At 40.8% G+C, this 12,736-nt stretch carries 12 protein-coding genes; 9 read left to right on the top strand and 3 right to left on the bottom strand.

Annotated elements, in window-relative coordinates:
• The first annotated feature begins 107 nt into the window (after positions 1-107).
• Together NSQ49_RS22035 and NSQ49_RS22040 are read left to right on the top strand one after the other, a co-directional pair.
• Positions 108-1,274: a TraB/GumN family protein gene (locus NSQ49_RS22035; RefSeq protein ID WP_251284445.1), complete on the top strand. Its 1,167-nt coding sequence runs from the start codon at positions 108-110 to the stop codon at positions 1,272-1,274.
• 186 nt (positions 1,275-1,460) lie between these two features.
• A complete protein-coding gene (locus NSQ49_RS22040; protein ID WP_251284444.1) occupies positions 1,461-2,471 on the top strand; it encodes a DUF3231 family protein in 1,011 nt (336 codons plus the stop codon).
• 57 nt (positions 2,472-2,528) lie between these two features.
• On the opposite strand, the gene NSQ49_RS22045 is transcribed toward NSQ49_RS22040, so the two are convergent.
• From NSQ49_RS22045 to NSQ49_RS22055, 3 genes are all read right to left on the bottom strand, one after another.
• Positions 2,529-3,692, bottom strand: a complete 1,164-nt coding sequence (locus NSQ49_RS22045) for an ABC transporter permease (RefSeq protein WP_236566148.1) — start codon at positions 3,690-3,692, stop codon at positions 2,529-2,531.
• A complete protein-coding gene (locus NSQ49_RS22050) occupies positions 3,652-4,581 on the bottom strand; it encodes an ABC transporter ATP-binding protein (protein ID WP_251284443.1) in 930 nt (309 codons plus the stop codon). Before NSQ49_RS22050 ends, NSQ49_RS22045 begins: the two co-directional genes overlap by 41 nt.
• 640 nt (positions 4,582-5,221) lie before the next feature.
• A complete protein-coding gene (locus NSQ49_RS22055) occupies positions 5,222-5,563 on the bottom strand; it encodes a hypothetical protein (RefSeq protein ID WP_159862902.1) in 342 nt (113 codons plus the stop codon).
• Between the two features lie 131 nt (positions 5,564-5,694).
• Between NSQ49_RS22055 and NSQ49_RS22060 the strand changes: the two genes are divergently transcribed.
• The 7 genes from NSQ49_RS22060 to NSQ49_RS22090 all read left to right on the top strand — a co-directional run bounded on the left by NSQ49_RS22060 (position 5,695) and on the right by NSQ49_RS22090 (position 12,565).
• Positions 5,695-6,531, top strand: a complete 837-nt coding sequence (locus tag NSQ49_RS22060; protein WP_445662635.1) for a pentapeptide repeat-containing protein — start codon at positions 5,695-5,697, stop codon at positions 6,529-6,531.
• A 19-nt stretch (positions 6,532-6,550) separates the two neighbouring features.
• Positions 6,551-7,006 carry an NUDIX hydrolase gene (locus NSQ49_RS22065; protein WP_159862904.1) on the top strand — a complete coding sequence of 152 codons (456 nt, stop codon included), beginning with the start codon at positions 6,551-6,553 and terminating at the stop codon, positions 7,004-7,006.
• A 70-nt stretch (positions 7,007-7,076) separates the two neighbouring features.
• Positions 7,077-8,201 (top strand): DNA polymerase III subunit beta, encoded by a 1,125-nt coding sequence (dnaN, locus tag NSQ49_RS22070; RefSeq protein ID WP_251284441.1) that lies wholly within the window; start codon positions 7,077-7,079, stop codon positions 8,199-8,201.
• A 230-nt stretch (positions 8,202-8,431) separates the two neighbouring features.
• Positions 8,432-9,124 carry a response regulator transcription factor gene (locus NSQ49_RS22075; protein WP_159862906.1) on the top strand — a complete coding sequence of 231 codons (693 nt, stop codon included), beginning with the start codon at positions 8,432-8,434 and terminating at the stop codon, positions 9,122-9,124.
• On the top strand, positions 9,102-11,321 hold the full coding sequence (locus NSQ49_RS22080) for a sensor histidine kinase (RefSeq protein ID WP_251284440.1): 2,220 nt from the start codon (positions 9,102-9,104) through the stop codon (positions 11,319-11,321). Before NSQ49_RS22075 ends, NSQ49_RS22080 begins: the two co-directional genes overlap by 23 nt.
• 15 nt (positions 11,322-11,336) lie before the next feature.
• Positions 11,337-11,837: an RNA polymerase sigma factor gene (locus NSQ49_RS22085; protein WP_159862908.1), complete on the top strand. Its 501-nt coding sequence runs from the start codon at positions 11,337-11,339 to the stop codon at positions 11,835-11,837.
• A 290-nt stretch (positions 11,838-12,127) separates the two neighbouring features.
• Complete coding sequence (locus NSQ49_RS22090) at positions 12,128-12,565, top strand: hypothetical protein (protein WP_159862909.1); 438 nt, start codon at positions 12,128-12,130, stop codon at positions 12,563-12,565.
• Positions 12,566-12,736 lie beyond the last annotated feature (171 nt).

Genomic DNA, 12,736 nt, shown 5'->3' on the forward strand with positions numbered 1-12,736 from the left:
TTTGTTCTATTTGGTGGCTAATAGACTAAAATCTCCCGGCAGTTCATGGTATAATGTGGACAAAGCTAAAGCCTGCATAATAGAATTTGTATCTAAGGAAGGTATTTATGTCAGAGGAAAACATAACGAGGATTCATTTAGACGGCAAGGAATACATACTGATCGGAACAGCGCATGTTTCGAAGCACAGTGCAGAACAGGTGAAGGAAGTCATTGAGGCTGAACAGCCTGACTCTGTTTGTGTGGAATTGGATGAACAGAGATATCAGTCGATTACAGAAGGCAGTAAGTGGAAGGAAATGGATATTATCCAGGTTATTAAAGAGAAGAAGGCATCACTGCTTTTAATGAACCTGGCGATTTCATCCTTTCAAAACCGTATGGCCGACCAATTTGGCATAAAGGCTGGCCAGGAAATGATCCAGGGAATTGAGTCTGCGAAGGAAACAGGGGCAAAGCTCGTTTTGGCGGATCGTAATATCCAGATTACATTTGCCAGGATTTGGGGCAACCTTGGATTAAAAGGAAAATCACTGCTTCTCAGTCAGGTAATTGCAAGTATTTTCAGCAAAGATACCATAACTGAAGAAGAACTTGAAAAAATGAAGAATCAGGATACGATAAATGCAATACTGAATGAATTTACTGAAAGTTTTCCGCGATTAAAGAAACCCCTTATTGATGAGCGTGATCAATATCTGGCACAAAAAATTAAAGATGCTCCGGGAGAAAAAATAGTAGCGGTGCTTGGAGCAGCCCATGTACCGGGAATTAAAGAGGAAATTAAAAAAGAACAGGACATGGCCAAATTGACTGAGCGTCCTCCAAAATCCAATGTGCCAAAAATCATTGGATGGAGTATCCCGGTGTTCATTTTAGCCATTATCGCCTATACATTCATTGCTAATCCATCGGCAGGGCTGGCACAGACGATCAGCTGGATTATCTGGAATGGTTCTTTGTCAGCACTCGGGGCTGCCATTGCAATGGGACATCTGCTGACCATTTTAACTGCCTTTGTAGCAGCACCTATAACATCACTGAACCCCCTTCTGGCTGCAGGCTGGTTTGCCGGGCTGACTCAGGCTTATATCCGCCGTCCAAGTGTAAGGGATTTTGAAACCTTATCTGAAGATGTTTTCAGTGTGAAGGGATTCTGGAGAAACAAAGTAAGCCGTATTTTATTAATTGTGGTACTAGCCAATCTGGGCAGCTCACTCGGAACCTTTATTGGGGGAGCCGATGTGATCAGAGTGTTTTTTGAAAATATATAATCATTTTGCGAGGTGAAACCCGGGTGGTTTCACCTTTTTGGTTCTTTGGATTCGTTTTCCAGAGGGGTTTATATGGAGTTGGAAGTATCTGCGGACTGCGCGCTTATATAGTGCAGAAGAGATTTTTTAAATAAAAATGTTAAGGAAGGGGAACCATATATTAGACAAAATGCAGGAGGGAAAGATATGCCTGGCGGAAATAAACAAGATAAGCTTACTGCAGCTGAACACGCAACCCTTTGGTCGCAATATGTAAATGATAGTCTTTCTGTTTGTATCCTGCGGTATTTTTTAAACCGTGTTAAGGACAAAGAGATTCGCAAAGTACTTGAATTTGCCCTTAAATTATCTGAAAGCCACATAGAAAAGATTAAAGGGTTTTTATCAAGGGAGAATCAGCCAATCCCTGTTGGGTTTACTGACAAAGATGTTCATGTGGACGCTCCGTTATTATTTACTGATGTTTTTATGGGAGTATATATCCATATTATGTCCATACATGGAGGCACAAGATATGCAGGTGCTATTGGCAATGCCACCCGGCAGGATATCAGGAAGTATATGAAGCAGGTTATAGATGAATCGCTGGAATTATTTGACCGCTCTTCAGATGTGCTGATTAATAAAGGAGTAATCGTTAAACCACCGATATTAAACAACCAGCAGGAAATTGATTTTATAAATAAACAGAGTTATTTAACGGGATGGTTCGGGAAGCGGAGACCTATAAATTCGATTGAAATCAGCGGGATTTACGTGAATATGCAGAAAATGATGATGAAGATTGTTTTAGAACTCGGATTTGGACAGGTTGCCCAATCTAAGGAAGTTCAAAAATATATGGAAAGAAGCAGGCTGATTTGCCGCAAGCATCTTGAAACTTTATCTGGTCTATTAAAACAGTCGAATTTGAATATTCCCAGTACATTCGAGGCAGAAGTAACGGATTCAACGATTCCTCCATTTACCGATAAACTTATGATGTATCATACTTCATCACTTCTATCAGCCTCTATAGGCTATTATGGAGAAGCGATGTCCATGACGCAGCGAAGGGATATTGCAGCACAATATGCAAAGATGATTGCTGAAATTGGAATTCTGGCTGAAGATGGGATGAATATTATGATAGACCATGGATGGTTTGAAAAGCCGCCTATGGCTACCGACCATGAAGATCTGTCAAAGAAAAAGTGAGGAAAAGCAGTACTGAAGTGAGGTCCAGCCGCCTGGTTGCAGGCAGCCGGGCCTTTTTTATCTGTCTGCAGCAATGGCCTTCCTTTTATAAAGTACAGACCCCAGAAGGAAGGTGACCGCGCCCCAAATCACCATCACGGCAATTCCGATCCAAAGTGATGCTGTAGCTATGCCGGTCTCGTAAACCATGCTTTCTCTTAAACCATCAGCGAAATAGGTGAGGGGAAGAATCGCCGAAATCGGCTGAATCCATTCAGGCATCGTTTCAATAGGGAAAAACACTCCGCTTAAAAACATCATGAGAAAGCTGCTGATATTGGCTACCCCCATATAAGCTTCTGTCGTTTTGCTGAAAGAAGAGAAGAAGTAGCCGAGTGCATTAAAGGATAGAGCGCCGAACAAAAATACAATAATCAGGGTAAAAGGATTAATATATAGGCTGGCACCGAATATAAAGACTCCTATTAAAGAGAGAAGGGTAATTTGCACAATGCTGAATAATAGTCTCATAAACATATCGCTTAACCCGAAAATCCCCATATTAGCCGGTGTCATGCGGAGTCTCTTGATTAATCCCTTTCTGCGCATTTCCACCAGATCCACCATGCCAAACATGCCGCCCTGGGCAATGGATAAAGCGATCATGCCGGTTAAAAGGAAATCGGTATAGTCTAATTCATTGGTGCTTGATGTTATCGATTCAAATTGAAGATCATATTTGGGCGCAGCACCTGCAGCCAATAAATTTGCCTGCTGGACAAACTTATCCAGAATACCGGAAACGGCCTGGGCTGCAGCACCCTGTTCATTTTCTTTATTGACAACAAGTAAAACAGAGGAGGCTTCCGCCGATTCCGGCAGGATAATAGCGGCATCCACTTCCTGGTCTTTTACCCATGCCTCCGCTTTATCCCTCGTAACAGGCTTTCCTGACTTAACCTCAAAAACAGGAAGCTCGCTGATCTGAGAAAGCATCATCTCGGATGCCGGATTTGGACTTGGATTAACGATGGCAACCTCTGTTTTAAACTCTTCATCTGAATTGCCGCTGAAGATGACCATGAAGATAACCATTAAAATGACCGGGAAAAAGATGCCCCAAAACCATGCCTGTTTTTCGCGAAGGGTTAGTCTCAGCTGTGCCAGAAACATCATTTTAAATTGATGAAATTTATTAATCTTAATCCCTCCATTCTTTTCCGGTAAACGAGATAAACACATCTTCCAGGCTCATTTCCCGTATGGAAACCTGTTCGACCCCGTATGATTTCTCTTTGGTGAATTTAAATAAGTCCAAAAGAGTTTCTTCCGGCTTTAACGCCCATATTTTTAGAGCAGCCCCTTCACGTTCTGTTTTGGATACAGATGCCAGCTCCTTTGAAAACAAATCAGCGTCCTCAGCCGCCTTTTCTCCATCCATAAAGCTCAGTCTTATTTCCCGCTCATCCGTCAGCATCTCAATGAGTGCGGAAGGTGAATCAAGTGTAACCACATTACCCTGGTCCACAATACATACCCGGTCACTTAGCTTTTCCGCTTCTTCCATGTAGTGTGTCGTTAAGATGGTCGTTTTGCCTAATTCCTTAAGGTGGAGAATAATATCCCATATATTTCTCCGGGCCTGGGGATCGAGGCCGGTAGTCGGTTCATCCAGAAAGATGATTTCGGGATCGCTAATCAGCGCCAGACCGATGGCGAGCCTTTGCCTCTGGCCGCCTGAAAGTTTTTTTACGTGATTCCTGCGGTGCTCAGTCAGGTTGACTATTTCAAGGATTTCTTCTGTTGTCCTTGCATCGTCGTAAAAGGAAGCAAACAGGTTCAGGTTTTCTTCTGGTGTCAGCAAATCAAACATGGCACTTGACTGAGGCTGCACACCTATTTTCTTCTTTATCGATACTGCATGCTTATTCCAATTCAGGTCGCCAAAATGAATTTCTCCATAGTCAGGTGGAACAAGGCCTTCAATCATCTCCAGTGTTGTCGTCTTACCTGCTCCATTAGGTCCTATTATGGTGAAAACTTCACCGGCATGTACCGAGAAACTGATATCCTGGACCGCCTTGATGGATCCAAAGGACTTTTGTAGATTCCTTACCTCTAAAACAGTCATTCATTTTCCCCACTTTCATGACAAGTTGAAAAGTTAGTATCCTGCAAAATTCCTAACCTTCTATTTAATACGTTTCAATTTTTGAAAAAATTCACTTTTTTAGTAAACTTAATAATATCAATGAATAGCCGTTTTCTAGAAGCGGGGGGCGAGTGTACCAAGAGGCAGCGCAGATTTGCGCGAGGAACCCGGCAGCTGCGCAGGTTTGCTGAGTGCCTGCAGCGAAAAATCAACGTGCAAGTTTACAAGAGAACACTTGGCTGCAGGATTATGAGGCTTTTTAAAGAAAGTCAGGGGAGAATGGCGTATGGGAGAACTTCCAATAGCGGTTAATGATCTCTAGAATATGTACCTGAATTATATAATGATTGCATATTGCGGCAATTCTGCACATTGAGGGAGAAGGATTTTATCTCTTAGCAGGAGGCCAGAGAGTGCACCTTAAAGCAATCGCCGGAAAAAATGGCACCCAATCATCCCGGATGCCATCAATATTCGTCTTGTTGAGAAAAATAGACATTATCCAATTAAAATGGATAAAATGAAAAGGCTATTAACCTGTTAAAAAATCTTAAAAGCTACCCCATATCCATAATAAGTGAGCATCCACTAACGTGAATTTCACTTTTGACTGGAGGCCTTATGTTAGCCTCATTGGAGCATTAAAGCTATGCGCATCCCGGTAGGATCGATAAGAAACAAATCTTTTTCCATGGGAGGAACCATCCAATTGAAGAATATGGTCATTGATGGTTTCCATATACAGAAAGTCTTCATTCGCATTTAGACGATAGAATGTGTATGTGTTGCCAAGGAGTTCTTTCTTTGTTATTTGCGTATCGGGATGCTGCTGGATGAATTCTGACAGCTGCCTAACAGATACGGAAGGAATATCGGCCATCTCATAATACTTACCTTTAATGTTGGCCTTTAGTTTGTTTACGGCACTCATTGCCTTTTCTTTGTATTTATTCCTGGACATGTAGTCACTCCTTAATACTGTGATATTAAGAATATTTTCCATTTGCAGAAAGAATAAACATTACCGTCTGGAAAGTCAAGAATAGCATTGAATTGATTGCTGAATTCTTTCCTTAAACTTTAAAAAAGGAAGTGCGAGTTTTGCCTGAAAAATTGAGTAAGTTAAGACCAGATTGTGAAAATTGCTTTGGGCTTTGCTGTGTAGCCCTGCCTTATGCAAAATCAGCAGACTTTGCTATGGACAAGGAAGCTGGCAGGCCATGCTCAAATCTGCAGACTGATTTTCGCTGCCAGATACATGCAGACCTTAGAAAAAAAGGCTTTAGAGGCTGCACCACATTTGAGTGCTTTGGAGCAGGCCAGAAAGTATCTCAAGACACGTTTAAGAATAGGGACTGGCGCAGCCATCCCGGTCTTGGGAAAGAGATGTTTGCAGTGTTTCCCATAATGCATCAGCTTCATGAAATGCTTTTCTACTTAACAGAAATACTATTTTTAGAAGCAGCCAGGCCAATTCATGGGGAAGTCAGAGGAATCTTGGAGGCAACAGAAAATTTAACTAATATGGAACCGGGTTTGATTATGGCTATTGATGTTCAGGCTCATAGGCATGAAGTTAATAAGCTGATCCTAAAAGCGAGTGAGATTATCAGGAAGAACTCGGGATTTCATCAAAAAAAATCGGCGAAAAAATACAGCGGGCGAAGAGACTTTATCGGAGCTAATTTAAAAGGTGAGGTGTTATGCGGGGCTAATTTGAGAGGTTCCTTGTTTATTGCTGCTGACCTGCGCAAAGCGGACTTAAGAAATACGGATCTTATTGGAGCGGACTTCAGAGACGCAGATTTAAGCGGAGCCAATTTAATGGGAAGTATTTTTCTTAATCAGGCTCAGGTTAACTCCGCTAAAGGTGATAGGTATACAAAGCTGCCAGGGACATTACAGAGGCCAGAGCATTGGAAGAATTAAGATGAAAGAGGAATGCCGAATGACTCAAAATGAAATCGTGCTGGTTTCCAGCACATCAATAATACATAAAGGCAAAGTACTGATGGTAAAAGAGAATAAAGCCTCAGTAAAGAATAAATGGAATTTTCCGGCGGGACGTGTTGAAAAAGGGGAAGGTATCCTTGAAGCTGCCTGCAGGGAAGTTAAAGAGGAAACAGGCCTGGATGTTTTGCTGACCCACACAACCGGAGTCTATAACTTTATCAGCAGTACAGACCATCAGGTCATCTTATTTCATTTTATTGGTCAAATGACAGGTGGCTTTTTGAGCCTTCAGGAAGAAGAAATAGCTGATAGCAAGTGGGTGGATCTAACTAACTTTACTAACTTTAAGGACGAGGAGCTCCGCGATCCCAAAGTCATCAGGCAAATTTTTGATGCCGTAAAAGCGGATAAGCTTTATCCCCTTGAACTGTTTCAACAAAAGTTAAGCTGACAAAGCGAAAGGAATTTTCAGGAATTTTGTCGAATGAATACCCTATCGAAAAAAAATAGGCGGGGTATGAATGGAGTTTATAATAAAGAATGAATACTTTAATAAAGCAATTGGAGAAGTTAGCAGTGCTGTTTCACCAAAGACTCCTTTTCCGATTTTGACCGGAATAAAGCTGACCGCATGTAAAGATCGATTAACACTTACTGGGAGTAATTCTGATATTGTGATTGAGAAGGTCATTTCTGCATATGACGAAGAAGCCGGCCTTAAAATTACTGAAACCGGCAGTGTTGTAGCAGCATCCAGATACCTGACAGAGCTTATTAAAAAGCTGCCAAGTGACATACATATTAGAGTTGATGAAAAGAATAGAATAACAGTACTGTCAGATGAAATCCTCACTTCCTTAAATGGGTTTCCCGCTGAAGAGTACCCAGTCCTTCCCGAATTTAAAGATACAGAAGGAATTGCATTTTCTTCTGCAAAATTAATAGAAATGATTAAGCAAACCGTATTTGCTGTTTCAAAGAATGGCACAAGGCCGGCACTTACAGGTGTGCACATGAATTTTAACGGAAACAGCTTTTCATGTGCTGCAACTGACTCATATCGATTAGCAGTTGTTGAGACCAGGATGCTTTCTCAGCTTAGCGGCTCTTACATAGTTCCAGGCTCCAGCCTTAAAGAACTGTTAAAGCTGTTAGCTCATCAGGACGATAGTGAAGTAGAAATCTTTTCATCAGATAGTTATTTGGTTTTCAAAACAAAATCCATCATGCTCTGTTCCCGGCTTATAGAAGGTAACTATCCGGTTGTAACTGGCCTCATTCCCAATGAAGCGAAAACAGTCATAAAACTGGATGCAAAGAGACTATTAAATGGAATTGATCGTGCCTGCCTGTTTGCCCATGAATGGAAAAACAATAATGTCCTTTTAGAGATAAATGGAGAAGCATTGAAAATATCCTCTGTTTCTTCTGCCGTTGGAAAAATTGAGGAAAGCCAGCCTCTATTAGAAATCACTGGCGAGCACGAACTATCCATTTCTGTTGATGGGGATTTTTTAATGGATGCCCTTAAAGCTATACGGGAGGAGCATGTTCTTTTAATCTTCAGCGGCACAATGAGACCGGTCATAATCAAGCCAGTCAGCAGTGAGTCCTATATTCAGCTGGTATCACCTGTCCGCTCATAATTTTTTTCATGCACCGTCCATCAGCATAATTAGCTGGGGGAGGGTGCTTTTTTGTTCCTTACAATTACAAGTCTATATTTCCATTTCTACCCATTATAAAATAATAAAAGTGCAAACTTAAGAAATACAGATCCAATCTTAAGAAATTCTTAAGATTTCTATTACATTAATGTTAAGATTTTGCGTTTAGTATAAAAATATGAAAAGAGCACCTTGAAAGCAGGGGGATTATGAATAACTATAATGTACTTGTTGTAGATGATGAAAAAGAGATCAGGGACGCCATTGAAATTTATCTTAAAAATGAAGGCATCACTGTGTTAAAAGCAAAGGATGGAATTGAAGCGCTGGAACTCTTGAATGAGCATCAGGTGCATCTGATCATTTTAGATGTCATGATGCCGAGGCTCGATGGCATTTCGGCTACATATAAAATTCGCGAGAAGAAAAACATTCCGATTATCATTCTGAGTGCCAAGACTGAGGATACCGATAAAATCCTCGGTCTGCAGGTTGGAGCGGATGATTATGTGACCAAGCCCTTCAATCCGATGGAATTGGTTGCCCGCGTAAAATCGCAGCTAAGAAGATATGTGTCCTTCGGAACGTTTGAAGGCATTAAAAAGGTGATCGATTTGAATGGCCTTATGCTCGATAAGGAAGCAAGAGCAGTAAGTGTTAATGGTGAGCCGGTGAAATTGACTCCAATCGAATATAAAATCGTGGAGCTGTTAATGACAAATGCCGGACGCGTTTTTTCCATAGATGAAATTTATGAACGGGTTTGGAACGAACCAGGGTATAACGCGGAAAATACGGTAGCGGTACATATCCGGAAAATCCGTGAAAAGATTGAAATCGATCCGAAAAATCCGAGATATTTAAAGGTGGTATGGGGAATTGGGTACAAGATGGAAAAATAGATTCATCATTGCAATAATTATGGTTTTATTTGCTTTCGGAGCAAGCGGCGTTTTGTCCGTTCTGATTAACGGCAGGGAATATATAAACCCGGATTATTTTCACACAGAACAGTTTCAAAGTGATATTGACAATTATGCCGCTTATCTGGAGTTATTTGAACTGAATAACGTGACAATCGAAAAAGCTAAAGAATCAATTGAAGTGACAGAAGAGGAAATTAATGAACATCGCTATCGTTATGGGGATCTTCCTGAACAAATTGATAATATTAGAATCCAATATGAGCCAAGGATTCAAGAGGCAAAGGATATAGAAAATAATGATCTTGCCAAGGCTTTAACTGATCAGATGAATAAAAAAATCGAAGACATCACTAAAAACTTTGAAAATGATGAACATGTGCGGAACAAAGTGGTGAAAGAAAAAGAAGAAAAGCTTGAGAAGTTTTTTAAGGAAAAAGAGCAGCAGCGGGACAGCTATGACTTTTATCAGGATTCATTTACCTATTATTTCAAGGATACTGCGACTGGAGAAGTCTACACCAATTTAACTTTATCCAAAAATGAATCTCCGGATGAAGTTATGAAAAAAGAGATGATCTATCATACAGAATACACGATGGATAAAGACTATTTCTTCCATTTTATTGTAGGGGGAGAATATGATGGGGTCGATGAGGCACTGGTTGCAACCCCATCAGGCTACTTTAAAGGCCAAATTGGCCTGGCTAAAAATCTTCCGGATTCAAATATATTCATGGAACAATATAATCATTTCAAGCAAAAGCAGATGGTTTTATTAATCTATGGCGGTATTGCTGTTTTAGCCTTAATTTCTGCATTGATAGGCTTTAGAAAATCAAGGGCCCTGTCTGAAGAAATCAAACGGTGGGAGCCTTTATTCAATAAGATGCCTATTGATTTACAAATCACTTTCTTAGTATTTTCAGGAATAGGCAGCATTTTGGCGCTTTTTCTGATAAACGACTTTCTAATGGGCTACTACTCTGCGACGCAAGTAATTGAATTGATTATTGCTCTCCTTGGAACATCGGTTCTTTGCGGCCTGACAATTATTCAGCTCAGATATCTCGCAATTGAATGGAAGGATTGGGAAAGCGCAATAGCAATTTTTAAGGGAAGTCTGATTTACAGGGCGTCCGTGAGTTTAAAAACGAGCCTGCAGGAAGCCTTTTTGAACCGGAGTACAGGAACACAGCTGTTTGTTGTACTTGCTTTAATCTTTGGTATGGGATTGGGTTCTGTTGCAATGTTCATACACCCGGTGTTCGCCCTGTTATATGTATTGATCTTTGTTTTTGCAGGTGTTCCGTTTGTTTTGCTCTTAATTAGGCGTGTTGGCTATTTTAACCGGATTGTTGAAACCGCAAGTGATTTGGCTTCCGGCCAGATGGGAGAGGACTTGCCGGTTAAAGGAAAAAGCGTTCTGGCTTCACTCGCGGGAAACATTAATATATTGAAGCAGGGCGTCAAAACGTCCCTTAGCGAACAGGCAAAAAGCGAAAGGTTAAAAACGGAACTGATTACAAACGTCAGCCACGATTTAAGAACACCGTTGACTTCCATTATTACGTATACAGAGCTCTTGAAATCGGGCGAAGCATCAGAAGAGGATCGTTCTGCCTATATTGAGATTATTGACCGTAAGTCAAAACGGCTAAAAGTTTTGATTGAAGATTTATTTGAGGTATCGAAAATGGCGAGCGGCAATATTGAGCTTCGAAAACAGAGAGTGGACCTGGTTCAGCTGCTGCAGCAGGCACTTGCAGAGCACGATAATGCTATTAAGGAATCCAATCTCCTGTTCCGTGTCACCACGACTAATGATCCGGCAATCGCCAATGTGGATGGTCAAAAGCTATGGCGTGTGTTTGATAATTTAATAGGCAATATCCTTAAATATTCATTGGAACATTCGCGGGTCTATATCGCCATTTCAAAAGCCAAGGGCCAGGCAGTCATTACATTTAAAAATGTTTCAAAATACGAGCTGGATGACCAGAGTGAAGAATTATATGAGCGTTTTAAGCGGGGAGATAAATCAAGGCATACAGATGGTTCAGGACTTGGGCTCGCCATTGCCAAGTCGATCATTGACCTTCATGAAGGGAATCTCGAAATTGATACAGATGGTGATTTGTTCAAGGTGAGCATTTCACTGAAATTAGAGGAGTAAGGGAAGAGGGGAATTATGGATATTGCAGAGCTGTATTCAAGCCATTATAAACGGCTATTTCATATATGCTTTTCAATGACAAGAGACGCGTATCTGGCAGAAGATATTGTTCAAGAAACGTTTATTAAAGCTTTGAAGAAGGCAGATACAATTATAGATGAAGAAAAAGCAGGGGCATGGCTGTCAGTCATTGCCAGAAGAACCGCACTGGATTTTATTCGGCGGGAAAAACGGAAGGCTGCAGTGCCGGTGGAGCAGGAAACGCTTGAAAGCTTCTGCCTCGTAACAAAGCAAGACGTCGAACAGGAAGTGGAATCAGGTTTTGCTGCAGAGGAAATCAAGTCGGCCATTGGGAAGCTTGCTTCGAACTACCGGGAAGTCCTTTTACTGAAGGTGGATGAAGGGTTAAAAGAGCAGGAAATTGCCGATGTTTTAAATTTAAAGCCTTCAACAGTGAAAACCAGGATTTTTAGGGCAAGAAAGCAAATGAGAGCCTTAGCCGGAATAGGAGCTTAATTGAAAGAGAGTTGACCAGGTGATTTTATGGTCAGCTCTCTTTTTTGGGAGATAAGGCTTTAGTGAAGAAAAGATAACCTGCACCATGAAATACATAACCAAATTTCCCAATCTGCAGGAACCCAATTGCTTCAGGGCAACCTTTTTGCAAGACTATAATGCTGAGCTTACTATGTAGGAAACAATATCTCTGCATAGCAGATCGATAAATAAGGAAATATATATGAAAACTCTAAATTGGGGAGTTAAGTTCTTGACATAGTTAGTACAAATAAAAGGCGGTTCTTTGTATGTATTGGTTTACCTATCTTTCATTTGCCATTAATCTCATTGTAATCAGGTTAATGCCAAAGCATTTAACAAATAAAGAGATTTACGTCAGCTGGGCTGTCATTGCATTGATTAACTTAAGTACAGATGTAACGCTGAGTTTATATTTTCGTCTGTACGAGTTAAACGGCGGGGGAGTGCAGCTGGGAGTCCATTTTATTGAACTGACTCTTGGTGCATCATTTGGGATTATTTTTCTGAATTTTATGCCGGAAACCATGCGTTCTTTTTTCTTTTATACAGCTGCCTGGGTTCTTTTTTCGGTGCTTTTCGAAATCGTAACAGTAAAGGTGGATTTTATTAATTATATCTCCTGGAAATGGTGGTATTCTATCTTCTACTATTTTGCAGCTTTTTTCTTTTTGCGCTGGCATTTGCATTTTATAAGATCATATTAGGGCTTCCTGCTGTTGCCGGAAGCCCGCAGTACTTCTTTATTCCTTTCCATTCTGTTATCAAATAATTTCCTGGCCTCATGTTTTAGCATACTTCTGATTCTTCTTAGTATTTTCATTTTCATCACCACTATAGAAATACGCTGTGAAAAAGTTTCTGTGCCAGTACGTGTA

The sequence above is a fragment of the Cytobacillus sp. FSL R5-0377 genome, assembly GCF_038004385.1.
Lineage (GTDB): Bacteria > Bacillota > Bacilli > Bacillales > Cytobacillaceae > Cytobacillus.

Excerpts from the sequence above, each read along its gene's own strand:
- NSQ49_RS22055 (WP_159862902.1), bottom strand. The coding sequence starts at position 5,563 with ATGTCCAGGAATAAATACAAAGAAAAGGCAATGAGTGCCGTAAACAAA.
- NSQ49_RS22040 (WP_251284444.1), top strand. The coding sequence starts at position 1,461 with ATGCCTGGCGGAAATAAACAAGATAAGCTTACTGCAGCTGAACACGCA.
- NSQ49_RS22045 (WP_236566148.1), bottom strand. The coding sequence starts at position 3,692 with ATGTGTTTATCTCGTTTACCGGAAAAGAATGGAGGGATTAAGATTAAT.
- NSQ49_RS22065 (WP_159862904.1), top strand. The coding sequence starts at position 6,551 with ATGACTCAAAATGAAATCGTGCTGGTTTCCAGCACATCAATAATACAT.
- dnaN (WP_251284441.1), top strand. The coding sequence starts at position 7,077 with ATGGAGTTTATAATAAAGAATGAATACTTTAATAAAGCAATTGGAGAA.
- NSQ49_RS22085 (WP_159862908.1), top strand. The coding sequence starts at position 11,337 with ATGGATATTGCAGAGCTGTATTCAAGCCATTATAAACGGCTATTTCAT.
- NSQ49_RS22035 (WP_251284445.1), top strand. The coding sequence starts at position 108 with ATGTCAGAGGAAAACATAACGAGGATTCATTTAGACGGCAAGGAATAC.
- NSQ49_RS22050 (WP_251284443.1), bottom strand. The coding sequence starts at position 4,581 with ATGACTGTTTTAGAGGTAAGGAATCTACAAAAGTCCTTTGGATCCATC.
- NSQ49_RS22090 (WP_159862909.1), top strand. The coding sequence starts at position 12,128 with ATGTATTGGTTTACCTATCTTTCATTTGCCATTAATCTCATTGTAATC.
- NSQ49_RS22075 (WP_159862906.1), top strand. The coding sequence starts at position 8,432 with ATGAATAACTATAATGTACTTGTTGTAGATGATGAAAAAGAGATCAGG.